Origin of the sequence: Phytobacter sp. SCO41 (assembly GCF_003073275.1) — a bacterium.
Classification (GTDB): Bacteria; Pseudomonadota; Gammaproteobacteria; order Enterobacterales; family Enterobacteriaceae; genus Phytobacter; species Phytobacter diazotrophicus.
The window spans coordinates 1,463,993-1,489,254 of the sequence record NZ_CP027225.1 but is presented as its reverse complement, the minus strand read 5'-3'; the positions used below and the strand labels follow the sequence as shown (position 1 = coordinate 1,489,254).

Annotated in this window: 21 protein-coding genes; 11 read left to right on the top strand and 10 right to left on the bottom strand. The window is 54.7% G+C overall.

The window, feature by feature from the left end; translation table 11 throughout:
- Positions 1–2: 2 nt before the first annotated feature.
- Complete coding sequence (gene tkt / locus C5523_RS07295; RefSeq protein WP_079496185.1) at positions 3–1,991, top strand: transketolase; 1,989 nt, start codon at positions 3–5, stop codon at positions 1,989–1,991.
- A gap of 190 nt (positions 1,992–2,181) precedes the next feature.
- On the opposite strand, the gene C5523_RS07290 is transcribed toward tkt, so the two are convergent.
- From C5523_RS07290 to aegA, 3 genes are all read right to left on the bottom strand, one after another.
- On the bottom strand, positions 2,182–3,225 hold the full coding sequence (locus C5523_RS07290) for a DUF1176 domain-containing protein (protein ID WP_071193724.1): 1,044 nt from the start codon (positions 3,223–3,225) through the stop codon (positions 2,182–2,184).
- 125 nt (positions 3,226–3,350) lie between these two features.
- The gene (nudK, locus tag C5523_RS07285) at positions 3,351–3,926 is read right to left on the bottom strand and encodes a GDP-mannose pyrophosphatase NudK (protein WP_108700855.1); all 576 of its coding nucleotides are present in this window, start codon (positions 3,924–3,926) and stop codon (positions 3,351–3,353) included.
- A gap of 69 nt (positions 3,927–3,995) precedes the next feature.
- Positions 3,996–5,975 (bottom strand): formate-dependent uric acid utilization protein AegA, encoded by a 1,980-nt coding sequence (gene aegA / locus C5523_RS07280; RefSeq protein ID WP_108700854.1) that lies wholly within the window; start codon positions 5,973–5,975, stop codon positions 3,996–3,998.
- 225 nt (positions 5,976–6,200) lie between these two features.
- On the opposite strand from aegA, the gene narQ reads away from it, so the two are divergent.
- Together narQ and acrD are read left to right on the top strand one after the other, a co-directional pair.
- Entirely contained in the window at positions 6,201–7,901 is a 1,701-nt protein-coding gene (gene narQ, locus C5523_RS07270) for a nitrate/nitrite two-component system sensor histidine kinase NarQ (RefSeq protein WP_108700853.1), read from the top strand.
- A 211-nt stretch (positions 7,902–8,112) separates the two neighbouring features.
- A complete protein-coding gene (acrD, locus tag C5523_RS07265; RefSeq protein ID WP_108700852.1) occupies positions 8,113–11,226 on the top strand; it encodes a multidrug efflux RND transporter permease AcrD in 3,114 nt (1,037 codons plus the stop codon).
- A gap of 103 nt (positions 11,227–11,329) precedes the next feature.
- On the opposite strand, the gene ypfM is transcribed toward acrD, so the two are convergent.
- Positions 11,330–11,389 carry a protein YpfM gene (ypfM, locus tag C5523_RS07260; RefSeq protein ID WP_100181659.1) on the bottom strand — a complete coding sequence of 20 codons (60 nt, stop codon included), beginning with the start codon at positions 11,387–11,389 and terminating at the stop codon, positions 11,330–11,332.
- 505 nt (positions 11,390–11,894) lie between these two features.
- Here ypfM and C5523_RS07255 point away from each other — a divergent pair.
- Genes C5523_RS07255 through C5523_RS07245 form a run of 3 tightly spaced genes read left to right on the top strand, consistent with a single transcriptional unit; the run spans position 11,895 to position 13,593 of the window.
- Positions 11,895–12,251 (top strand): ArsC family reductase, encoded by a 357-nt coding sequence (locus C5523_RS07255; RefSeq protein WP_039079715.1) that lies wholly within the window; start codon positions 11,895–11,897, stop codon positions 12,249–12,251.
- 3 nt (positions 12,252–12,254) lie between these two features.
- Positions 12,255–13,382 (top strand): succinyl-diaminopimelate desuccinylase, encoded by a 1,128-nt coding sequence (gene dapE / locus C5523_RS07250; RefSeq protein WP_039079714.1) that lies wholly within the window; start codon positions 12,255–12,257, stop codon positions 13,380–13,382.
- A gap of 13 nt (positions 13,383–13,395) precedes the next feature.
- Positions 13,396–13,593, top strand: coding sequence for a YpfN family protein (locus C5523_RS07245; RefSeq protein WP_039079713.1), 198 nt, complete (start codon positions 13,396–13,398; stop codon positions 13,591–13,593).
- 46 nt (positions 13,594–13,639) lie between these two features.
- On the opposite strand, the gene ypfH is transcribed toward C5523_RS07245, so the two are convergent.
- From ypfH to dapA, 6 genes are all read right to left on the bottom strand, one after another.
- Positions 13,640–14,335, bottom strand: coding sequence for an esterase (gene ypfH, locus C5523_RS07240; RefSeq protein ID WP_108700851.1), 696 nt, complete (start codon positions 14,333–14,335; stop codon positions 13,640–13,642).
- Positions 14,336–14,412: 77 nt separating this feature from the next.
- Positions 14,413–16,422 (bottom strand): tRNA(Met) cytidine acetyltransferase TmcA, encoded by a 2,010-nt coding sequence (locus tag C5523_RS07235; RefSeq protein ID WP_108700850.1) that lies wholly within the window; start codon positions 16,420–16,422, stop codon positions 14,413–14,415.
- Positions 16,423–16,444: 22 nt separating this feature from the next.
- A complete protein-coding gene (locus C5523_RS07230; RefSeq protein WP_103245368.1) occupies positions 16,445–17,308 on the bottom strand; it encodes a neutral zinc metallopeptidase in 864 nt (287 codons plus the stop codon).
- A 123-nt stretch (positions 17,309–17,431) separates the two neighbouring features.
- Positions 17,432–18,145, bottom strand: coding sequence for a phosphoribosylaminoimidazolesuccinocarboxamide synthase (purC, locus tag C5523_RS07225; RefSeq protein WP_039079709.1), 714 nt, complete (start codon positions 18,143–18,145; stop codon positions 17,432–17,434).
- Positions 18,146–18,252: 107 nt separating this feature from the next.
- On the bottom strand, positions 18,253–19,287 hold the full coding sequence (bamC, locus tag C5523_RS07220) for an outer membrane protein assembly factor BamC (protein ID WP_039079708.1): 1,035 nt from the start codon (positions 19,285–19,287) through the stop codon (positions 18,253–18,255).
- 16 nt (positions 19,288–19,303) lie between these two features.
- Complete coding sequence (dapA, locus tag C5523_RS07215) at positions 19,304–20,182, bottom strand: 4-hydroxy-tetrahydrodipicolinate synthase (RefSeq protein ID WP_071193403.1); 879 nt, start codon at positions 20,180–20,182, stop codon at positions 19,304–19,306.
- Between the two features lie 145 nt (positions 20,183–20,327).
- Here dapA and C5523_RS07210 point away from each other — a divergent pair, with 145 nt between their 5' ends.
- From C5523_RS07210 to C5523_RS07190, 5 genes are all read left to right on the top strand, one after another.
- Positions 20,328–20,900 carry a glycine cleavage system transcriptional repressor gene (locus tag C5523_RS07210; RefSeq protein WP_197687997.1) on the top strand — a complete coding sequence of 191 codons (573 nt, stop codon included), beginning with the start codon at positions 20,328–20,330 and terminating at the stop codon, positions 20,898–20,900.
- Positions 20,900–21,370: a thioredoxin-dependent thiol peroxidase gene (gene bcp, locus C5523_RS07205; protein WP_039079706.1), complete on the top strand. Its 471-nt coding sequence runs from the start codon at positions 20,900–20,902 to the stop codon at positions 21,368–21,370. The genes C5523_RS07210 and bcp overlap by 1 nt, the downstream gene beginning before the upstream one ends.
- Positions 21,371–21,655: 285 nt before the next feature.
- Complete coding sequence (locus C5523_RS07200; protein WP_039079705.1) at positions 21,656–22,276, top strand: 4Fe-4S dicluster domain-containing protein; 621 nt, start codon at positions 21,656–21,658, stop codon at positions 22,274–22,276.
- On the top strand, positions 22,276–24,297 hold the full coding sequence (gene hyfB / locus C5523_RS07195; protein WP_108700849.1) for a hydrogenase 4 subunit B: 2,022 nt from the start codon (positions 22,276–22,278) through the stop codon (positions 24,295–24,297). Before C5523_RS07200 ends, hyfB begins: the two co-directional genes overlap by 1 nt.
- A gap of 13 nt (positions 24,298–24,310) precedes the next feature.
- A complete protein-coding gene (locus tag C5523_RS07190; protein ID WP_039079703.1) occupies positions 24,311–25,258 on the top strand; it encodes a respiratory chain complex I subunit 1 family protein in 948 nt (315 codons plus the stop codon).
- Positions 25,259–25,262: the final 4 nt, after the last annotated feature.

Below are 25,262 nucleotides of genomic sequence, written 5' to 3'. Positions count from 1 at the left end.
TTATGTCTCGTAAAGAGCTCGCCAATGCGATTCGCGCCCTGAGTATGGATGCGGTACAAAAAGCGAATTCCGGCCACCCTGGCGCCCCGATGGGGATGGCGGATATTGCCGAAGTCCTGTGGAACGACTTCTTAAAACATAATCCGACAGACCCGACCTGGTACGACCGTGACCGCTTTATTCTGTCTAACGGACACGCCTCCATGCTGCTCTATAGCCTGCTGCACTTAAGCGGTTATGACCTGTCGCTGGATGAGTTAAAAAACTTCCGCCAGCTACATTCGAAAACCCCGGGTCACCCGGAGATTGGCTATACGCCAGGCGTCGAAACCACCACCGGTCCACTTGGGCAGGGGCTGGCGAACGCTGTCGGGCTGGCGATTGCCGAACGGACGCTCGCCGCACAGTTCAACCGCCCTGATCATGAGATTGTCGACCACTACACCTATGTGTTTATGGGCGATGGCTGTCTGATGGAGGGGATCTCGCATGAAGTCAGTTCGCTGGCGGGCACACTGGGGCTCGGCAAACTGATCGGCTTTTACGATCACAACGGCATCTCAATTGATGGCGAAACTGAAGGCTGGTTTACCGACGATACGGCCAAACGTTTCGAGGCCTACCACTGGCATGTGGTACATGAAATCGACGGCCACGATCCCGAGGCGGTGAAAAAGGCCATTCTGGAAGCGCAAAGCGTTAAAGATAAACCGTCACTGATTATCTGTCGCACGGTCATTGGTTTCGGCTCCCCCAATAAGGCCGGGAAAGAAGAGTCCCATGGCGCTGCACTTGGGGAAGAAGAAGTCGCCTTAACCCGTCAGAAACTGGGCTGGAAATACCCGGCTTTTGAGATCCCAAAAGAGATCTATAAAGCATGGGACGCGCGCGAAAGCGGCGAGAAAGCGCAGCAGGCATGGAAGGAGAAATTTGCGGCCTATGAAAAGGCATACCCGGACCTGGCTGCGGAATTTAAACGTCGCCTGAGCGGTGGTCTGCCCGAAAACTGGGAACAAACCACCCAGGCGTATATTGAGAAACTGCAGGCGGAACCGGCAAAAATTGCCACCCGCAAAGCGTCACAAAATGCCCTGAATACGATTGGTCCGGTCCTGCCGGAACTGCTCGGTGGTTCCGCCGACCTTGCCCCCAGTAACCTGACGATCTGGTCGGGCTCCCACTCATTAAAAGAAGATCCAGCCGGGAATTACATCCACTACGGCGTGCGTGAATTCGGGATGACCGCCATCGCCAATGGCATCGCCCATCACGGCGGCTTTGTGCCGTACACCGCCACCTTCCTGATGTTTGTGGAGTATGCGCGCAACGCGGCACGTATGGCGGCGCTGATGAAAGCCCGACAAATCATGGTCTATACCCATGACTCTATCGGTCTGGGGGAGGATGGTCCAACTCACCAGGCGGTGGAGCAACTGGCCAGCCTGCGCCTGACACCGAATTTCAGTACCTGGCGCCCCTGCGATCAGGTCGAAGCTGCGGTTGGCTGGAAGCTGGCGGTGGAACGCCACACCGGCCCGACGGCCTTAATTCTGTCCCGACAAAACCTGGCGCAAATGGACAGGACACCGGAGCAGGTTAAAGCAATCGCCAAAGGCGGTTATATCCTGAAAGATGCCGATGGTAAGCCGGATATCATCCTGATCGCCACCGGCTCTGAGGTTGAAATCACGGTAAAAGCGGCGGAAAAACTGACTCAGGAGGGGCATAAAGTCCGCGTGGTATCGCTGCCTTCAACCGATATTTTTGATGCTCAGGATGAGCAATACCGCGAGTCGGTCCTGCCTTCGGATGTCAGCGCCCGCGTTGCCGTTGAAGCCGGTATTGCCGACTACTGGTACAAATATGTCGGGCTGAAAGGCGCGATTGTCGGTATGACTGGCTACGGCGAATCCGCGCCTGCGGATAAGCTCTTCCCGTACTTCGGCTTCACCGTCGAGAATATTGTCGAAAAGGCAAAGCGCCTGCTGTAAGCGCCTGATGCCCTCACCCGCGGAGGTGAGGGATCCCCACCAAAAATGCGAGCACGAACGGTCCCCTCTCCCTTGAGGGAGAGGGCCTGGGTGAGGGGGAAAATGCGGCTCTGAGGGTCATTCATTACTCAGCCCACGGGCTGAGGGTGCAAACACTAAAAACGCCAACGTTTGTTGGCGTTTTGCTTTTTTAACGCGTGATCCACAGGGTGGGCCAGGCATCTGGTCCATGCCAGTTATCACATTCAGGCTCTTCGGCGTAACGCGTCAGGCGAAAGCGCTGACCATCAAAACGCCAACGTGTCATTACGCCGCAATCCGCTAACCCACGACCTTTGGCAAGCGTCGTCAACTCGCGGGTTTTCTCATCAAACCTGGCGTTCATCAATTCCAGTTCGTTGGTGCCGCGCGAAGGGGTAAATGGCAGGTGTAAGCGTAGCGGGCGTGAAGAGAACGGTTTTTCCCGCGAGACCATCCAGGCTAAATCCACCGTGTTGTACGCGCCTGCTTCGCAGTCAATAATCAACAGGGCTTTATCATCCGTTAACGCCGTGACCCGGACCTCCCGGCGCATGGGGTCAAGCGAGCACTGGCTGTTATTCATCCGCCAGTTGCCATAATCCAGTAAGTCATTGAGTTCTTGCTGCGTTAACGGTGAGGGGCTGGCGTCAGTCAGCGCGACTTCTTTAAGGGCCGGGGCCGGCGGTACACTCAGCGGTGGATCGTCCCCTTTTTTGATCCACGCCGTTTCGCTACCGACGCGTTTTTGCTGGGCATCAATAAACAGCAATGCCGCTTTTAGGCCAACCAGGGAAATCGTCCCCTTCCCGTCTTGCAAAGTGATCGCCTGGGCTTCCTGAATAGTTTGCAAAAAATCCGTAATGGTCTGTGCGTTATCGGTCATTAAATGCCAGGGAGTGATTTGCCAGCGTTGACCGACCAGCCCGAGCGGTTTGTCGTCCAGGCGCAGGCGTGGCGCAATGGGCGCCTCTTTTAAGGGGGGAAGTTCTTTGCCGCCCAGATCGATGCGCAAAGCAGCACTGGTCTGCGCCCCGGCACTGCGTCCCAGAGTCATGACGAGGCCATGGTGCTCACCCGTATTTCGTGCCACGCAAAAATTTTGATTATTACAGGTTACTTGCCAGTCGGAAAAAGCCTGCTGCGCGGGTGCAGCCCACAGGAAGGACGTCGGGCACACACCCAGAATGAAAGCAAGCAAAACGCGGTAACGCATGAATAAAACAGCCCCGGAAGAGAATCGCAACACACAACCCGCGTATCTTCGTGTTCCCGCGCCTGCCGCTCAATCGGATTTGTCGGATAGCTTTATCTAAAATTTATTTTTTAACCCTAGTAAAATCAATCAATTAGACCTGATGATTGCAAATATTGCAGTAAAATCACCGCCTTGCCGTCGCGTATCTCGCCGCTTTTCATCATCTCAAGGGCCTGCGCAAAGGGGAGTTCCAGCACTTCAATGTCTTCATCTTCAACACCGCCGCCATTATTTGCCCGGATGCTGTCGTCATAGCGGGCGATAAAGAAATGGACGATTTCGGTGACGCCACCGGGGGACATATAAAGCTCGAATACCTTACGAACCTCACTCACTGCATATCCCGTCTCTTCAACGGCCTCTTTGCGAATGCACACTTCCGGTTCATCGTCGTCCAGCAGACCGGCGCAGGTTTCAATCAGGCGACCGTCTTCGTTACCGTTAACCCAGGTCGCGACGCGGAACTGGCGAATCAGGACCACGCTCTTTTTATCCGGGTTATACAGCAGAATAGTGGCGCCATTTCCCCTGTCATAAACCTCGCGTTTATGGCGAATCACGTCACCATTTTTGCGGGTCAAATCGTAGGTAATATTGCGAAGAATGAAATAGTTATCTGAAAGGACTTTATCTTTAATGACTTCTATGTTGAACGACATACCGACTCCACAACGTAATACGGTCACTCTCATATTACGCTGCGAAGTCTGTTTTGTCGCGACGGGTAATCAGTGGCCTTTCGGTGCTGTAACGCCCAGCCAGTCCATCATCCCCTGTGCAGCATGACGGCCTTCCGCCATGGCTGTCACCACCAAATCTGCACCGCGAACCGCATCGCCACCGGCGAAGATTTTCGGGTTGCTGGTCTGATAACGGTATGCGCTGTTGACGTTCGCCGCGATACGGCCCCAGTCATCAACCTCCACGCCGTGCGTTTCCAGCCACGGCATGGAGTGCGGATTGAAACCAAAAGCCATGATGACGGCATCTGCTGGCATCACAAACTCGCTGCCCTCTATTGGTACCGGACGGCGACGCCCTTTCGCATCCGCTTCACCCAACTGCGTGCGTAGCAGGCGAACCCCCGTGACACAGCCCGATTCATCCAGCTCCAGGTTGACCGGCTGGACGTTAAACTCGAATTCAGCCCCCTCTTCCTTCGCGTTTTTTACCTCTTTTTTCGAGCCCGGCATATTGGCCTCATCGCGACGATAGGCGCAGGTCACTTTGCTGGCCCCGTGACGCAGCGATGTCCGTACACAGTCCATCGCCGTATCACCGCCACCCAGCACCACCACATTCAACCCGGCGGTGTTGATAAAGGGTTCTTCCGGAGAATCCGGTAGCCCCATCAGTTGTTTGGTGTTGGCGATGAGGAACGGCAGCGCGTCATAGACGCCTGGCGCATCTTCATTCGGTAAATTCGCTTTCATCGACCGGTACGTACCGACGCCGACAAACACGGCATCGTACTCTTCAAGCAAGGTGTCCAGGGTAATATCCCGGCCAATTTCGCAATTCAGTTCGAAGCGAATACCCATCGCGCTGAAAATTTCCCGGCGGCGCGCAAGCAGTGATTTATCCAGTTTGAAGGCCGGAATACCGAAAGTCAGCAGGCCGCCTATTTCCGGGTGACGATCAAACACAGTGGTACTCACGCCGTTGCGCGCCAGCACGTCGGCGCATGCCAGACCGGCAGGCCCCGCGCCAATGATCGCAATGCGTTTATCTACCGCAGCCACATGCTTAAGGTCAGGCCGCCACCCTTTTGCCAGCGCCTGGTCGGAAATGTAACGCTCAATATTGCCGATAGTGACCGAGCCGTAGTCGTCGCGAACGGTACACGCTCCCTCGCACAGACGATCCTGCGGGCAGACGCGCCCGGTGATTTCCGGTAAGCAGTTCGTCTGGTGCGATAACTCAACGGCTGCGGTGATATCCCCGGCTTTTACACGTTCAATCCACTGGGGAATATGGTTGTGCAGCGGGCAGGTCCATTCACAGACGCTGTGCTCACCGCATTTCAGGCAACGCTCCGCTTCCCGCTGAGCCTGATCGGCGCGGAACGGCAGATAGATTTCAGCAAAGCCGGTTTTGCGGGCCGCCAGCGCCAGCTTGTCGGGCTCTCCACGCGGCGACGTTTTGAGCATCTGTTTGACCTTGCGATCGTTAAATGCCGGGACCAACGCCGCCATACTGTGCCACGGTTGAGCTTCCTGGCTGGCCGCACGTAAACGGCGCGCCTTCGCCAGGTCTGCCAGATCATCACGGCTCACGACCTGAATAGCGTCTGCCGGGCAGTTTTGCGCACAGGCGGGGCCTTCAGCGCGATCGACACAGAGATCACATTTGTGTGCCGTGGCTTTTACCATGCCATTGCCGACCGGCGTGACAAGGATCTGCATGGTGCCGAAGGGGCACGCCACCGCACAGGATTTACAACCGATGCATTTATCCTGGTTAACTTGCACTGAATCATTTACACGACTAATTGCGCCGTTCGGACAACTGCGGGCACAAGGAGCGGCTTCACAATGGTGACATGTTACCGCGCTGCGCTGGCGTTTATTCTTTACGACCGTAATTCGGGGATGAAAATGTTCGTGGCTTAAAACGTGTTGTTCCTGGTTATGTGCCATTACACAGGCCACTTCACAGGCGCGACACCCTATACATTGTTGGCTGTTAGCCATAATAAAACGATTCATGGCAGTCTTCTTTTCTGGTTTAATAAACCTTATTTTTTATATGAACAATGTATTTACCTGGGCTGTTCAGCGCAGGCAATGTACATTTGCCCAGAAGCGTTACTTAATTGTCACGCGCATGTTGCAGATCAATTTATCGTGGCATAAATAAAAATTAGTCTCATTTGATGAGCCGTCCGGCGATGCCATTTCGTCCGCCACCCTTGGATAGCGGGAATTGCTGTTGTGACTGTAAAACAACCTGTTTCATCCAGCCTTGCCAGAGCCTTTTTTTATATCGTCTTGCTTTCGCTGCTCTCCACGGGCGCGGCGCTAATGACGCTTGCCAGCAGCTTGCGCGATGCGGAAGCCGTTAATATCGCTGGTTCTCTGCGTATGCAAAGCTATCGTCTGGGGTATGACCTGGAACGCGGCTCCGCGGAATTAAATGCACATCGCCAAATCTATCAGCAATCGCTTAACTCACCGGTTTTACGCACGTTAAACCGCTGGTATGTACCTGAAATTGTTGGGCAGCGCTATGCGCAATTACAGGAAAGCTGGCAGGAGATGGATGCCCGATTAGGCACAGCCGACACGGTCTGGTATCAGCATAATATTCAGCAATATGTCGATAACATCGACCAGTTTGTTCTGGCGCTACAACACTATTCGGAACGGAAAATGTGGCTGGTGTTGGGTATCTCGCTCATCGGCGCGATGGGGATTTTCCTGCTGGTCTTTTTTACGCTACGGCGCATTCGCCAGCAGGTCGTCAAACCCCTTGCGCAACTGATGGTGGCCAGCCAGGAGATTCAGCAAGGACATTTTACCTATCCGTCACTCAATACCCATCTGGATAACGAATTGGGGCTGCTGGCGTCCACGTTTGACCGAATGTCTGGTGAATTGCACAAACTCTACCGCACACTCGAAGCCCAGGTCGCAGAGAAGACGTATGACCTGCAGGAAGCCCACCGTCGCCTCGAAGTGTTGTATCAATGTTCGCAGGCGCTCAACACCAGCCAGATCGACGTTATGTGTTTTCGCCACATTCTGCAGATAGTCTATGAGCACGAAGCGGCAAGCTATCTGGAGTTAACAATGGGCGATCACTGGTCCATTCATCACGGTGAGGCGCAGGAAGACCTTCCGGTTAACGTGTTACCCGTCAGCATGCAAGAGAGCGTTTTTGGCGAATTACGCTGGCAAAGCGTCAATGCCCAGGCCTCCACGCCATTACTGCAAAGCGTGGCCACGATTATGGGGCGCGGGTTCTATTTTAATCAGGCGCAAAAACAGCACCAGCAACTGATTCTGATGGAAGAGCGCGCCACCATCGCCATGGAACTTCATGATTCGCTGGCCCAGGTGCTTTCTTATCTGCGTATTCAACTGGCATTGCTCAAACGGGCAGTGCCCGAGGACAACGCACCCGCCCAGACCATCATCACCGATTTTTCCCGTGCCCTGAACGATGCCTGGCGTCAGTTGCGGGAATTACTGGCGACCTTCCGCCTGACGGTTTCCCAAAGCGATCTGCCCGCCGTTCTGAATGAAGCAATGGCGCTTCTCCAGAGCCAGACGACCGCGAAGCTCGAGCTGGATTGCCGCCTGCCAACGCTTATGCTGGATGCACAGCAGCAGGTAAACATCTTGCAGATAGTGCGCGAGGCGGTGATCAACGCGATTAAACATGCCGACGCCAGTACCATCACCGTCAGTTGCGTTACGGACCCGGACGATCAGTATTCGGTTTATATTCGCGATAACGGAAAAGGCATCGGCACGACCGATGAACCTCAGGGACATTACGGATTGAATATTATGCGCGAACGAGCAAGCCGTCTTGGCGGCACGCTCAACTTTGCGCGCCCGCCTGGCGGTGGGACATTAGTCGAACTGCGTTTCCCGGTGCCGCGTACGCTTAAAAGCCAGCAAACGTAAGGAAAAGAAAAGAATTTGTGAAACGGATGCAGCAAAACAGGGATAAAGGAGACACAGCATAATTGTGCCTTGAAAAAGCATGATAATTTACATTATCTCCTTTTTTTCTCCACGTTTGCTTTATCTGTTCCCGCTACATTGAGCACACATTCATTGATTTCAGCAATGTCAAAATAACAATGCGCAGCAAAACAACGAGGTCTTGTTTCTGATGGCGAATTTTTTTATTGATCGCCCCATTTTTGCGTGGGTACTGGCGATCCTGATCTGTTTAACCGGAACCCTTGCCATTATTTCTCTGCCAGTGGAGCAATACCCTAATCTGGCCCCACCTAATGTCCGTATTACCGCCAACTACCCAGGCGCATCTGCCCAGACGCTGGAAAATACCGTGACGCAGGTTATCGAGCAGAACATGACCGGCCTTGATAATCTGATGTACATGTCATCACAAAGCAGCAGTGCCGGGCAGGCCACGATTACACTCAGTTTCACCGCCGGTACGGACCCCGACGAGGCCGTGCAGCAGGTACAAAACCAGTTACAGTCTGCTCTGCGTAAACTCCCCCAGGCCGTTCAGAACCAGGGGGTAACGGTAAGAAAAACCGGTGACACCAACATCCTGACGCTGGCGTTTGTCTCTACCGACAGCTCGATGGATAAACAAGATATCGCCGACTATGTCGCCAGTAATATTCAGGATCCCATAAGCCGCGTGAATGGTGTTGGCGATATCGATGCCTACGGTTCACAGTATGCTATGCGTATCTGGCTCGACCCGGCGAAGCTTAACAGCTACCAGATGACCACTGACGATGTGACCAGCGCGATTAAATCCCAGAACGCCCAGGTCGCCGTTGGTCAGCTCGGCGGCTCACCTTCGGTAGACCGTCAGGCGCTGAACGCCTCGATTAACTCACAATCGCTACTCCAGACACCGCAGCAGTTTCGAAATATCACGTTGCGCGTTAATCAGGATGGTTCCGAAGTGCGCCTTGGCGATGTCGCCGAGGTTGAACTGGGTGCTGAGAAATATGACTTCCTGAGCCGCTTTAACGGGCTTGCCGCCTCCGGGCTTGGGATTAAACTTGCCTCCGGTGCGAATGAGATGGCGACCTCGGAATTAGTGCTAAAACGCCTGGATGAGCTGTCGCAATATTTTCCGCATGGCCTGGAATATCGGGTCGCCTACGAGACAACCTCTTTCGTTAAAGAATCCATTATCGATGTGGTGAAAACGCTGCTGGAAGCTATCGCGCTGGTCTTCCTCGTGATGTATCTCTTTTTGCAGAATTTCCGCGCAACGCTCATCCCGACGATTGCCGTGCCGGTGGTGTTAATGGGGACCTTCGCCGTTCTCTACGCCTTTGGCTATAGCATCAACACCCTCACCATGTTTGCGATGGTCCTCGCCATCGGCCTTTTGGTGGACGACGCGATTGTCGTGGTGGAAAACGTCGAACGTATCATGAGCGAGGAAGGTCTTTCGCCCAGAGAAGCGACGCGAAAATCGATGGCGCAAATCCAGGGTGCGCTGGTGGGTATCGCGATGGTGCTTTCGGCGGTATTTGTCCCGATGGCGTTTTTTGGCGGTACCACCGGGGCGATTTATCGTCAGTTCTCCATCACTATCGTTTCCGCTATGGTGTTATCCGTGCTGGTGGCGATGATCCTCACACCAGCCCTGTGCGCCACGCTGCTTAAACCTCTGCATAAAGGCGAGCACCACGGGGAAAGAGGTTTCTTCGGCGCGTTTAACCGCATGTTTAACCGCAACGCCGACCGTTACGAAAATGGCGTGGCGAAAATTCTGCACCGCAGCCTGCGCTGGATCCTGCTCTACGTTTTGTTGCTGGGCGGCATGGTGTTTTTATTCCTGCGCCTGCCAACGTCTTTTTTACCGCTTGAAGATCGCGGGATGTTTCTGGCATCGGTACAACTGCCGAGCGGCGCGACGCAGCAGCAGACGCTGAAAGTGGTGCAAAAGGTTGAAGATTACTTCTTCAAAAACGAGAAAAACAATGTCGCGTCCGTCTTCGCCACCGTTGGTTCCGGCCCCGGCGGGAACGGCCAGAACGTCGCACGTATGTTTGTGCGTCTGAAAGACTGGGGCGAACGCGATCCGAAAACCGGCAGTTCCTTTGCCATCATTGAGCGTGCCACCAAAGCGTTTCGCCAAATCAATGAAGCCCGCGTTATTGCCAGCAGTCCGCCGGCAATCAGTGGCCTGGGCAGCTCCGCCGGTTTCGATATGGAATTACAGGATCACGCGGGGGCCGGGCACGACGCGCTGATGGCGGCGCGCGACAAACTGATTCAAATGACCGACAGCAATAAGATGCTGACGCGCGTGCGTCACAACGGCCTCGATGACAGCCCGCAATTACAGGTCGATATCGATCAGCGTAAAGCTCAGGCGCTGGGGGTCTCAATTGATGATATCAACGACACGCTGCAAACCGCCTGGGGTTCGAGTTATGTGAATGACTTTATGGATCGCGGCCGCGTGAAGAAAGTCTACGTTCAGTCAGCGGCAAAATACCGTATGCTGCCGAGCGACATTAATCTTTGGTATGTGCGTAATAGCAGCGGCGGTATGGTGCCCTTCTCCGCCTTTGCCACCTCGCACTGGGAAACCGGCTCCCCGCGTCTGGAACGTTATAACGGCTATGCAGCAGTAGAGATTGTCGGTGAAGCGGCACCGGGTATCAGTACCGGTACCGCCATGGATACCATGGAAAAACTGGTTAGCCAGATTCCCGGCGGTTTCGGTCTGGAGTGGACGGCCATGTCCTATCAGGAGCGCTTATCAGGCTCACAGGCACCGGCGCTTTATGCGATTTCTCTGCTGGTGGTGTTCCTCTGCCTGGCCGCGCTATATGAAAGCTGGTCAGTGCCGTTCTCGGTGATGCTGGTCGTACCGCTCGGGGTGATTGGCGCGCTGCTCGCCACCTGGATGCGCGGGCTGGAAAATGACGTCTACTTCCAGGTAGGTCTGCTGACGGTTATCGGGCTATCGGCGAAGAACGCCATCCTGATTGTCGAGTTCGCCAACGAAATGAACCAGAAAGGCCAGGATCTGCTGTCGGCCACACTGCACGCCTGCCGTCAGCGTCTGCGCCCGATTCTGATGACCTCTCTTGCCTTTGTCTTTGGCGTTTTGCCGATGGCAACCAGTACCGGCGCAGGCTCCGGTAGCCAACATGCGGTGGGTACCGGGGTAATGGGCGGGATGATTTCAGCAACCGTGCTGGCAATCTTTTTTGTTCCTCTGTTCTTTGTGCTGGTCAGACGGCGCTTCCCGCTGAAAGAACGTCAGGAATAATGAGCAAACAAAAAGGCGGCCTGTTAAGGTCGCCTTTTATTGCGTGATTAATTTCACACTTTTATCGTTTTAAGCAATCACTGCTTTTATGATTCTTCTGGAATTATTTACGAAGCATGCCTTCGATAAAGTCTTTCCAGTTCCCCAGTTCATGTTCAATCATAACTACCTCTCTTATTATTGTGCTTATTCTACGAGAATCCGACATCGCTGTGAAGATATTTCAACCAATTGCTTTGATTGGTCTCTCATAGTATTTGCATTGACGAAATAACTATGCTCCAGAATTTGGCTATTTAATGTGAGCGATAGCAATATTCGGAAACATTTAGTTCAAACCCTGATGTACCCCGGCCTGTAGCGTCATCAAGGTGTAGTCAGAACGTATCTTTGAAGTAGCTAATAAGATGATTTTTTGCCATCAGGTGAAATTTTTGTTTATTTAACAAGCTGGGCAGGCTCGTAAATGACATCATTTTCACATTATTAATTATCACCCTTAGTATTTCTTTAAACTCGTACATATTGCTGATGGCAAACCCTGGCAGGTAAATTTAATAACAGGAAGTATGATTACCCTGCGAATGAAATGATATTATATGTTTATTCGCCCATTATTATTCTAATTTTTTGGGCAATTAACCAAAGATAAGACAAAAGGATTCACCATGCTTACTCTGTTTGGCATCAAAAACTGCGACACCATCAAAAAAGCCCGCCGCTGGCTGGAAGCCCATCAGGTTGATTATCGTTTTCACGATTACCGCGTAGACGGTCTTGATGCCGATCTGTTGCAGCAATTTATTGCGGAATTGGGGTGGGAAGCGCTGCTCAATACCCGGGGCACCACCTGGCGCAAACTGGATGAATCGCTGCGTGCAACCATTACAAACGCGGATTCCGCAGCCGCGCTGATGTTAGAAATGCCGGCAATTATCAAACGCCCATTGCTCTGCGCGCCCGGTAAGCCTATGCTGCTGGGTTTCAATGAATCCAGTTATGAGACGTTTATCAACGAGGTGTAGTTTATGTCGTGCCCGGTTATTGAGCTGACGCAACAGCTTATTCGTCGCCCTTCTCTGAGCCCCGATGACGCAGGGTGTCAGGCGTTAATGATCGAACGTCTTCGCGCCATCGGTTTTACCATTGAGCCGATGAATTTTGGCGACACACAGAATTTCTGGGCATGGCGTGGACAGGGTGAAACATTGGCCTTCGCCGGACATACTGACGTTGTGCCTTCCGGGGATGCTGACCGCTGGATCAACCCGCCGTTTGAACCCACTATCCGCGATGGCATGCTGTTTGGTCGCGGCGCGGCCGACATGAAAGGCTCGCTGGCGGCCATGGTTGTCGCCGCTGAACGTTTTGTTGCGACTCATCCCAGGCACAAAGGCCGTCTGGCGTTTCTGATCACCTCTGACGAAGAGGCCAGCGCCGCCAACGGTACAGTGAAAGTCGTTGAAGCCTTAATGGCGCGCAACGAACGCCTGGACTACTGCCTGGTGGGTGAACCCTCCAGTACCGAAGTGGTGGGCGATGTGGTCAAAAATGGTCGTCGCGGTTCGCTGACCTGCAATTTAACCATTCACGGCGTGCAGGGGCATGTTGCTTATCCGCATCTGGCCGATAACCCGGTACACCGCGCGGCGCCCATGCTCAATGAGCTGGTGGCGATCGAATGGGATCAGGGTAATGAATATTTCCCACCGACCAGCATGCAGGTGGCGAACATTCAGGCAGGCACCGGCAGTAACAACGTGATCCCAGGCGATCTCTATCTACAGTTCAATTTCCGCTTTAGCACCGAACTTACCGATGGGATGATCAAAGAACGCGTTGCCGCACTGCTGGAGAAACATCAGTTGCGCTACACCATTGACTGGTGGCTCTCTGGTCAGCCGTTCCTGACCGGTCGGGGTAAGCTGGTTGATGCGGTGGTTAATGCCGTTGAGCACTATAATGAGATTAAACCGCAGTTGTTAACCACTGGCGGCACATCAGATGGTCGCTTTATTGCGCGTATGGGCGCGCAGGTCGTGGAACTGGGGCCGGTTAACGCCACCATTCATAAAATCAATGAATGTGTGAATGCGGCGGATTTGCAGCTACTCGCCCGCATGTATCAACGCATTATGGAACAACTCATCGCCTGACGGGGAGGAACGCATGGAATGGTTCGCGAAATACTGGTGGATTCTGGTGCTGGTTTTTTTACTCGGCGTACTGCTGAATGTGATCAAAGACCTTAAACGCGTCGATCACAAAAAATTTCTGGCTAACAAACCAGACCTGCCACCGCATCGTGATTTTAACGATAAGTGGGATGATGAGGACGACTGGCCGAAGAAAGACCAGAAGAAGTAATCCCGCCCGATCTGCCCGGCTGCGTCATGAGCCGGGCACGTTTTTGTTAGATCAATTCAATAATGTCATCGTCATCCGGTTTACCGCCACTCAGCGCTTCATCGAAATAGTGCTTCGGAACGGTATAACGCAGGTGATCGAGGGCGAACTGCAAACTGCGATCATCAATCGCATGCCCCAAATCCTCCACAATATCGAGCGTCACATCGCCACCTGCACGCAGCAACGCTTCCTGCGCCGCAACCGCATGGGCCAAATCAATGACGCGATCTTCACCACCGTGAATCAGGTGAATGGTTGATGCCGTCGAGGCCGTCTGCGGCAGACTGGCGTAACGTCCATTAAAGGCGATCACGCGGGATGCCAAATCGGGCTGCGCTTTCACCCCCTCCAGCGCCATGATGGAGCCTTGCGAAAAACCAATCAGGGCGGTGGCCTGTGCGTTTACGCCGCTTTGCTGCTGCCAATAGCGAACCGTTTCAATAAATACCGGCATAATGGCATCAATGCGTGCCTGGCGGTTTTCTTCGGTAACACCCTGCACAGAGAACCACTGACGCCCCGTTGGACCGCAGGGTTCCACGCCCCCAATGCTGACAATCATCGCCTCAGGAAACAGCGATGCGAAGTAGCTGCCGATCTGCCCCATATTCGCCGGGTTATCGCCAACGCCATGAAAGAAAAGCAGTAACTGTTTCGCGGCGCCTGCCGGTTGTTGAACAACAAAATGGTCATGTTTCATGGCGGTCTCCTTAATTCGTTGCCTGCAGTTTACGCCGGGGAGGAATAATCACCATGCCATTTAACTGAATGAGTTAGTTAAAAAAATTGCAGTTGCCGCACCTGCGCTTTCAGCAAAATCGTGCGTTCAGGATCGAGTAAGGACAGTGCCGATGCGGCCTCCTGGCGCTGTGCGACCAACAGCGCTTTACGGCCCGAAAGCGCCCGTGCGTGGCAAATATCCGCCTCACTGCGCTTCTCTGTGAGCTGCATCCGTAATGCATTCAGGGGTAAATCGACCTGCATCAACAACCTTTGCAACGCACCCGTTGCCGAAGAGAGCGGGCGATGGGCAAAGGCAAACCCGGCCAGTTCCTGCCAGTCATCATTATTAAGGGTAGTCTCTGGACTGACGGTAAGGGGTAACTTTTCCCCTTTCCAGGCATCAAGCCAGGGTAAATCTCGCGCCAGTCTGCGCTGCTCATTGGCGGCAAGCACCTGTCCTGCCGCCGTCAGCGGCAATACTGCCATGGCGGTATAGCAACCACTGCTCGCCTCCCGGTGGCTGCCAAGCCTGACCAACTGGAACCCGCATCGCTGCCAGAAATGCCACAGCGAAGCCGTATAGCCGAAACTCACCGAGAGGTAATCGCAGCCCGTGACATGCTGGCGGGCATGCGTAATTAACGCTTGTCCAAGCCCTTCCCGCTGACGTGACGGATGGACGGCAATGCGGCTCACGCGTAAACCACGCAACGTCGCAGCAAGCGGGCTGCCACCGTGGGCCGCCAGCGACTGCGCCACCAGATTCCCACGAGGACGACGAAATCCCGCCCAGACAGCCTGGCTGAGTCCGGCTGACAATCCCCCCTCCTCCACCAGCCAGAGCGCTGCCAGTAATGCATCCGGCGTTTTCGTGAGCCAGAAATGTTGCCCCGGCGCATCCATCATACGGCGCAAATCCAGAGGAGAGGTGCGGTAATGGGCGCTGGCAAGCAGCCGATAGAGTGCAGACGGAAGTGAGGGGTCCGTGGACCATGCGGATTGGTCAAGCGAAAGGATTGTCGCCTCGCCCGTCGGTTTCGTCAGTGCCGACACATCGTCAAACAACAATACCCTGTTGATAAACGCTTCCAGCGGGCAGCCTTCTGCCCAGCGCAGGGGAGTGTGCAACTGGCGGTGTATGAGGTGGGGAAAACCGGCACAGAATTTTAATAAGAAGCCCTGCCCGGTCCCTTCGTAACCTTGTACCGTGGTGGTCAATAATACATAACGGAACGCCGAGACGAGCGTCGTCAACAGCGGCCCCGGAATGGCTGCCGCTTCATCGACGACTAACCACTCTGACAGCGGCTCCCCCTGGGCAATGCGTGCGAGTAACGCATCCGGGGCAATAAAAGTCATCTCTCCGGCATAGTGTGCCAGTACATCAGTTGCCGAACGTCCCGGTGCGGTAACAATGGCCGATGTCGCCAGACGCGCAATGTGCATACCCGCCAGGGCTGACTTCCCTCGCCCGCGCGGTGCCGTTACCACCATGACACCCGGCGGCATCGCGGCAAGTTCAGCCAGAATCGCTCGCTGTTCCTCTTCGGGCGCGCCTGTCGCGGCATGCCAGGCGGGGCGCGCAGAAAAGTCAGAGGGACGGAATGGATGTGCGTGCAACCAGAGCATCACGTTTTCGTCTTGCCGCAGCGCCCGGCAAAAGTGTTCAACAAAGCGCGGCGTGGCAATCGGCTCGGCGGTGTCACTCCAGCGACAACTGTCGTTATCAGGCCGTTGCGCCCATGCATCAAGCGGCGGCGTAAGGAGCACCAGAAAACTGCCCGGTTTCAGCGTGCCGCTGAGCGCCGCGAGCGCGGCGACATCAAAACCGTAACGGGCATCCAGCACGGCATGGGTGAATTCGCGGCCAAGCAAGGTGGTGAGCGCACGCGGCGCGCAGTGTAGCGGCCAGTCTGTTGATTCACCTATCCACAGCCAGTCGCCGGGTAATGAGACGCGAAGGTGATTGGCCTGTTGCAGGCACACCTCACCTTCACCCGCGATAACCAGCAAACGGCGGATCCCCTGATCCGCCATTTGGGCACTTAATGCAATCAATGACATTCAGATGTCCCGGCACCGAACACTAAAGCGTACCGCTAAACGTATTGCACTGGGCTGGGTCGCCGCTGTCCATTCCGCGTTTGAACCAGTTATAACGCTGTTCGGAGGTGCCATGGGTAAACGTGTCGGGGATAACCAGCCCCTGGCTACGTTTCTGCAATCGATCGTCGCCCATTGCGGTCGCGGCGTTCAGCGCCTCTTCCAGATCGCCTGCATCCAACACGCCTTGTTGTTGCATGCTGTGTCCCCAGACCCCGGCATAGCAGTCGGCCTGCAATTCCAGACGTACCGACAGCGCATTGGCTTCGGTTTGTGACGCATTTTGCTGGAGCTGGCGTACTTTAGCCTCGGTACCGAGTAATTTTTGCACGTGATGGCCGACTTCATGAGCAATGACATACCCCTGAGCGAAATCACCGTTCGCCCCAAGCTTGTGCTTCATGTCGTCATAAAAGGAGAGATCAATATAGACTTTACTGTCCGCCGGGCAATAAAACGGCCCCATAACGGATTGCCCGGTACCGCAGCCCGTTGTCACCCGGTTACGGTACATCACCAGTTTGGGCTGCTGATAATGGCGCCCCATTTTTTCGAAAAGTTGCCCCCAGGTGTCTTCGGTCGTGGCGAAGATAACACTGGTGAATTTCGCCGCTTCATCTTCCTGCGGGCTGATGGAGCGCTGCTGAGAACTGTTGTCGACCGGTTCCCCGGTGATAAGGCCCGTTAAATCCACACCGTAGTAACTGGCGAAAATCACCACCACCAGCAGTATGATGCCGCCCTTACCGCCCGGCAAACGAAATCCTGGCCCCCGAATAACGGGTCCGCCCGATTCATCGCGCCGGTCTTCAATATTGTTGCTTTCACGACGCCCTTGCCAGCGCATAACCACCTCATTATCTAACGTATTAATAATGATCGTAGGCGGTTGCGGGGAGGATTACCATAAGAAAAAAGAGGCAAGGAACCAGAGGATGCGCGCATCCCCCGGTTTGCTGCGGATTATCGCTTAGTCCAGCTTAACACCCAGGCGATGGGCAACGGCTTCGTACGCTTCAATCACGCCACCCAGGCTCTGGCGGAAACGGTCTTTGTCCATTTTTGCCAGCGTTTCTTTATCCCACAGACGGCTACCGTCCGGTGAGAATTCATCGCCCAGAACCACTTCACCTTTGAACAGACCGAACTCCAGTTTGAAGTCGACCAGGATCAGGCCTGCGTCATCAAACAGTTTTTTCAGTACATCGTTCGCTTTGTAAGTCAGCTCTTTCATGCGCGCCAGGTTCTCTTTGCTCACCCAGCCAAACGTTTCACAGTAGGAGTCGTTCACCATCGGGTCATGCATGGCATCGTTTTTCAGGAACAGATCGAACAGCGGCGGATTCAGCTCGATACCTTCTTCAATTCCTAAACGTTTTACCAGTGAACCCGCAGCACGGTTACGCACCACACACTCTACCGGTACCATGTCCAGCTTTTTCACCAGGCATTCGGTATCGGACAACAACGCTTCCATCTGAGTTGGGATACCCGCTTCTGCCAGTTTGCTCATAATGAAATGGTTGAATTTGTTGTTAACCATGCCTTTACGCTCGAACTGCTCAATACGCGCGCCGTCCCCTGCTGACGTATCATTGCGGAATTCGAGCACCAACAGGTCCGGGTTTTCCGTGCTGTATACGGTCTTCGCTTTGCCACGATACAACTCAGCTTGCTTTTGCATCTTTGTCACTCCAGGTGTGATGATTTAACTAAAAAAGCTATTTTACACCGACGCACACGTTTGCGTCAGCCAAATAAAAAAAGGCCGGAGGTATCCGGCCCTTATTCTTACTTGTTAAACGCGGCCTCAAACGCTGCCACCAGGGCGTCGTTTTGCGACTGCGTTAACGTATGACCTTTCGGGTCAATAAACTGGAGGCTACTGCGGTTATCTAAATCACCGACCTGCAGTTTATAGTCACCAGACGCCAGGCCCGGGTCACGCGCGCCCAGATCGCGCCATGCGCTATCGGACAACGGTTTGTAAGTGACGGCCATGCTACCGGTAGAACGGGTGCTGTCGGTCACTTTCATGCCCACTTTTTCCAGCACTGTCGGCAGGCGCTGCCACACTACGTTGAACGGACCACGCACCACCAGCATCGGCAGACCGGTATCATCCGCGCCGGACTGAACATCAAGCGACTTCACGCTGCGGTTTTCGGCGGCAGCCTGAGCGTCAGTGGATGTTTTATCCAGGCTCTGGGAGATAACGTTCAGCATTTCCGTGCTGTAGCGCTGTAACGATGCGCTATCTGCAACCGGTTTACCCGCCTGCTCCAGATTTACGAGTTTAACGGTCACCGCCTGCTGATAACCCTGCGGTTTCACCGAGATTTGATAACGGCCACGATACTGCTGATCTTCATCGAGGCGGTTCCAGTCAACCCAGTCGGTCGTTAACGTCTGACTGGCGTCGTCACGCTTCGCGATGGCGTAGTTTTTCGCCTGGATAATGCTAACAACCTGCGGCCACAGGTTTGTGTTGCGGCCATTTTCAACCAACAGGGTTGCCGTATCGCCAGTAAACTGAGTGCGCGCACCCGTTACCAGTGCCAGCGGCTGCGCCGGCGGACGGATATCCAGCTCTTTACCCACAGCACCACTGCCGTTAGTGGCAGGAATGTTATATTCGCCATTCTGCACCGGCAGGATCATGCCGGCTGGCGCATGAAGTTCCGCAAGCGGCGCGGCATCCAGATAGGACTCGTCACCACTGACCTGACGTTTGTAGCGTGAATCCGAACTGCAGGCAGCGAGTAACATTACAAATGAAACTCCCGCCACCTTCGCCAGGCGCGACTTCTGTACTGAGTAAGCCATCAAATCTCCCTAAACTTTACAGCAATCCGGCATGCTTAAGCGCGGAGCGAACCACTTCACGACCGTGATCGGTGATCGGTGTCATCGGCAGGCGCAGCGTATCGGTTGCCACAAGCCCCAACTCCTTACATGCCCATTTCACCGGGATAGGATTGGGTTCGACAAATAGTTTGTTGTGTAACGGCATCAGGCGCTTGTTGATCACACGCGCTTCGGCGAACTGCCCTTCCGCTGCCAGTTTGCACATGTCGGCCATATCACGTGCCGCCACGTTCGAGGTAACGGAAATAACGCCGTGACCACCGAGTTGCATAAAGTCCATCGCAGTTGCATCGTCGCCGCTGAGCAGCAGAAAGTCATCTGAAACCAGCTCTTTGATCTGATGAACGCGACTTAAGTTCCCGGTCGCTTCTTTAATACCGATAATATTTTTAATTTCCGCCAGACGACCCACGGTTTCCGGCAGCAAATCGCAGCCGGTGCGCGATGGCACATTATACAGAATCTGGGGCAGATCGGTGTGTCCAGCGATGGCTTTGAAATGCTGGAACAGGCCTTCCTGTGTCGGACGGTTGTAATAAGGGGTTACTGTCAGACAGCCCACGATGCCGCTGTCATTGAAACGTTGCGTCAGGCTGATGGCCTCCGCGGTGGCGTTTGCGCCAGTCCCTGCGATAACAGGAATACGCCCGTCTGCCAGTTCCAGCGTCATCATCACCACATCCCCATGTTCTTCATGGCTGAGCGTGGCGGATTCGCCGGTCGTTCCTACAGAAACAATCGCCGATGTTCCACTGGCGACATGGTAATCAATCAGTTTTTTCAGGCTTGGCCGACAGACTTTACCGTTATCATCCATTGGCGTAACAAGCGCGACTATACTTCCCGTGAACATGGGCCATCCTCTGTGCAAACAAGAATCTCAATGGTACGTGTGGTGCTGTAATAAAAGCAAGTGACGTGAGGCGTTCCGGCGGTTGTATGCCGGTTTTTTTTATGCTTTCCTTATGATTATCTCAGGTTTGACAGGAAGCACAGGTTTGACTGCCTCATCACAACATTTTCTGGTTATTACTGCGCTGGGTGCCGACAGGCCGGGTATCGTTAATACCATCACGCGCCACGTCAGCAGTTGCGGTTGCAACATTGAAGACAGTCGTCTGGCTATGCTGGGAGAAGAGTTCACGTTTATTATGCTGCTCTCCGGCTCATGGAACGCTATTACGCTGATTGAATCAACGTTGCCGCTTAAGGGCGCAGAGCTGGATTTATTGATCGTGATGAAGCGTACCGCCGCGCGCCCTCGCCCTGCCATGCCTGCCACCGTCTGGGTTCAGGTTGAAGTCCCTGACTCGCCGCATCTGATTGAGCGTTTTACTGCCTTGTTCGACACCTTTCAGATGAATATCGCTGAGCTGGTCTCCCGCACACAACCGGGCGACGCCACCAGGGCCGCGCAGCTTTTTATTCAGATAACCGCTCACAGTCCTGCCTCGCAGGACGCATCAAATATTGACCAGGCATTCAAAGCCCTATGTACAGAATTGAATGCACAAGGCAGTATAAACGTGGTCAACTATTCACAGCATGATGAACAGGATGGAGTTAAGTAATGAATCCACTGAAAGCCGGTGATATCGCACCGAAATTTAGCTTGCCGGATCAAGACGGAGAACAAGTAAATTTGGCCGACTTCCAGGGACAGCGTGTTCTGGTGTATTTCTACCCGAAAGCGATGACGCCAGGCTGTACCGTCCAGGCATGCGGCCTGCGCGATAACATGGATGATTTGAAGAAAGCGGGCGTTGAAGTGTTGGGTATCAGCACTGACAAACCGGAAAAACTTTCCCGTTTTGCCGAAAAAGAGCTGCTGAACTTCACGCTGCTGTCCGATGAAGATCACCAAATTTGCGAGCAGTTTGGCGTCTGGGGTGAAAAGACCTTTATGGGTAAAACCTACGACGGCATTCACCGCATTAGTTTCCTTGTCGACGCCGATGGCAAAGTCGAGCATGTTTTTGATGATTTCAAAACCAGCAATCATCACGACATCGTGCTCAACTGGCTGAAAGAGAACGCCTAAGCGGGCTCAAATTGCATCACCCCTCTTCCGGGCGTCCCGTCTAAGGCCGCCCTTGTTTTCTGTTTTTGCCTCTCCCGCCAATTATTTGAAGTTGATCACACTTTATCACTCATTTCGACACTAGTGCCGACAATGGCGACTTATCGCTCGCCCCTGACCATCACTTTTGTTTGTTCACCACCACAAAATCACACAACTCACTGATAAATACTGATTTTAACATCTGGCATGACTTGTGCTTAAGAAGGCTCAACGATTTTCTCGCTTTCTTCTCAAGGAGCCGACATGAACCGCTTTGTGATTGCAGATCCCGAGTGGTGTATAGGATGCAATACCTGCCTTGCCGCGTGTTCGGATGTTCATAAGACTGAAGGGTTGCAGTACCACCCACGATTAACGCTGGTTAAAACGGACACCAAAACCGCGCCGGTCATGTGCAGACACTGTGACGATGCGCCCTGTAAACAGGTTTGCCCGGTGAACGCGATTTCCTTCAGGGATGACGCGGTCTATCTCAACGAAACGCTCTGTATCGGCTGCAAACTCTGCGGTCTGGTCTGTCCGTTCGGTGCGATTACCCCGTCAGGCAGCCGTCCACTCAACATTCCTGCACGCTACGAAAACTTCGTTCCGGAAGAACAACTCCGGGATGTTCCCGCCAGCCCGCCGACCATGCAGCCGTTTTTACGCTGGAATGCGGGTGTACAGACTATCGCCGTCAAATGCGACCTCTGTCACTTCCTGCCGGAAGGTCCCGCCTGCATCAGATCCTGTCCGACACATGCGCTGCATCTGGTACAGGAAGACGCGCTCAATAAACAGTTGAAAGCGCGCCGGCTGCTGGCCGCGCTCAACACGACGGACATGACCTTCGACTCTTCTTCACCCACGCCGGAGCAACGCTAATGGATGCCCTGCAATTATTGATGTGGTCAATCTTGTTATATGTCGCTGGCGGCGTCGCGTCACTGTTACTGGCCCGCCAGGAGGAGCTGGCGATTAAGGTCGCCGGTCTGTCGGCGATGGCGGGCGGCTTACTCGGTCTGGCGAGCGCCGTCACCGCGTTAACGGGTGCGCAGACGCTGCACTGGCAGGCCGTCGGCCCCTTCGCGTTTGCCCATTTTATCGTGCGGATGGACAGTCTGGCGGCCTTTATGGTGCTGGTGATTTCCCTGCTGGTGACCGTCTGCGGCCTCTATTCGCTCTCCTACGTGCGCGAATATGTCGGCAAAGGTGTCGGCGCGATGGGCTTCTTTATGAACCTGTTCATCGCATCGATGGTCGGTCTGGTAGTGATGGACAACGCGTTCTGGTTCATCGTGCTGTTTGAAATGATGTCGCTGGCCTCCTGGTTTTTGGTCATCACCGATCAGGACGACGAATCCATTCACGCCGGTCTGCTCTACTTCTTTATCGCCCACGCCGGGTCGGTACTGATCATGGTTGCCTTCTTCCTGATGTGGCGCCAGAGCGGCAGCCTGGATTTCGCCAGCTTCCGTGAGTTGTCGCTATCACCGGGCGTCGCCTCCGCCGTCTTCCTGCTGGCGTTCTTCGGTTTTGGCGCCAAAGCGGGGATGCTGCCACTGCACAGTTGGCTACCGCGCGCGCACCCGGCCGCGCCGTCACACGCGTCGGCATTAATGTCGGGGGTGATGGTCAAAATTGGTATCTTCGGGATCATCAAAGTCGGTATCGACCTGCTCGGACATAGCGGTATTCCGCTGTGGTGGGGTGTGGTGGTGCTGGCCTTCGGCACGGTGTCGTCGGTGCTTGGCGTGCTCTACGCGCTGGCAGAGCATGACATCAAACGCCTGCTTGCCTGGCACACGGTTGAAAACATCGGCATCATTTTGATGGGCGTCGGCGTCGGCATGGCTGGCATTGCGCTCCACCATCCGGTGATCGCCGCCGTCGGTCTGCTCGGCGCACTCTTCCATCTGCTCAACCACGCGCTGTTTAAAGGGCTGCTGTTCCTCGGCGCCGGGGCGATTATCTTTCGTCTGCACACACGGGATATGGAAAAAATGGGCGCGCTGGCCAAACGGATGCCGTGGACCGCAGGCGCGTTCCTGATTGGCTGTCTGGCCATTTCTGCCATGCCGCCGCTCAATGGCTTTATCAGTGAATGGTATACCTACCAGTCGCTGTTCTCCCTCACCCGCGTGGACGCCATTATTCCCCGGCTGGCAGGCCCCATCGCCATCGTCATGCTGGCTATCACCGGCGCACTGGCCGCGATGTGCTTCGTCAAAGTTTACGGTGTGAGTTTCTGCGGTAACGCCCGCAGCGAAAAAGCCGACCATGCCCGGGAAGTCCCCTGGCCGATGGTGATTGCCATGTGTCTGCTGGCACTGTTCTGCGTACTGGCAGGCGTCGGGGCAAATCTGGTTGCGCCACACCTGCTGCACATTGCCCAGTCGCTTTCCTCCCAGCAAACGCTGGCCGTGGCGCAAGGCGCAACGCTGATGCCAGGCGACGCACAGCAGGCAGTGCTGACGCCCTCGGTGGTCTTCCTGCTGCTTATCGCGATGCCCATACTGCCGGGCCTGTTCTGGTACATCAACCGTCACACCCGTGGCAACTTCCGGCGCACCGGTGATGCATGGGCATGCGGCTATGCCTGGGAAAAAGGGATGGCCCCGTCTGCCGGCAGCTTTACGCAGCCCCTGCGCGTGGTATTTGGCCCGCTTTATCGCATGCGTAAACAGCTCGATCCTGCCCAGCCGTTACAGCGCAGCCTGGGGGGCGTAACTATTGCTGCCACCCGCACAGAGCCGTTCTGGGACGACAAAATCATCCTGCCGCTGGTCGGGATAACCAAACGCATTGCCCGTGCGGTGCAGTATCTGCAAAGCGGCGATTTCCGACTCTATTGCCTGTATGTGATCGCCGCGCTGGTGATCCTGCTGCTGACTATCGCCGTCTAAGGAGGGAGAGAAGATGATACAACCAACCCCTGACTGGTCACTGGGTCTGTTTGCCCTCTGCCAGGCGGCGTTTCTGCTGGCATTAACGCCATTATTTACCGGCATCTCCCGGCAGATTCGCGCACGGATGCACTCTCGCCAGGGTCCTGGCGTCTTACAGGACTATCGCGATCTGCAAAAACTGCTTAAGCGCCAGGAGGTGGCTCCGGCCTCGTCCGGCATGATGTTCCGCGTCATGCCCTGGGTGCTGCTGAGCAGCATGCTGGTGGTGGCGATGACATTGCCGCTGTTTGTGCGCACCTCGCCTTTCGCCGGCGCGGGCGACTTAATCACCCTGATTTACCTGTTCGCCCTGTTCCGCTTCTTCTTTGCGCTCTCCGGCCTTGATACCGGCAGTCCGTTTTCCGGGATTGGCGCCAGCCGCGAACTGACGCTCGGCATCCTGGTGGAACCGATGCTGATTCTCTCGCTGCTGGTGCTGGCGCTGCTGGCCGGGTCGACCAATATCGGCGCGATCAGCACCACGCTGGCGGCCGGTTGGGTCTCCCCTGTTGCCACGCTGCTGGCGATGCTCGCCTGCGGATTCGCCTGTTTTATTGAGATGGGCAAAATCCCCTTCGACGTTGCAGAGGCGGAACAAGAGTTACAGGAAGGGCCACTGACCGAATACTCCGGGGCAGGACTGGCGCTGGTGAAATGGGGAATCGGCCTGAAACAGGTGGTGATGGCCTCGCTGTTCCTGGCGCTCTTCTTCCCGTTTGGCAATGCCGGCTCGTTGACTGTCGGGGCCATGCTACTTTCGCTGGTCATCACGCTGGTCAAATTACTGGTGGTGTTTGTCATTGCGTCAGTGGTGGAAAACTCGCTCGCTCGCGGGCGATTTTTACTGACGCACCACCTTACCTGGCTCGGTTTTAGTCTCGCCGCGCTGTCATATGTTCTTTGGTTAACCGGTCTGTAAGGAG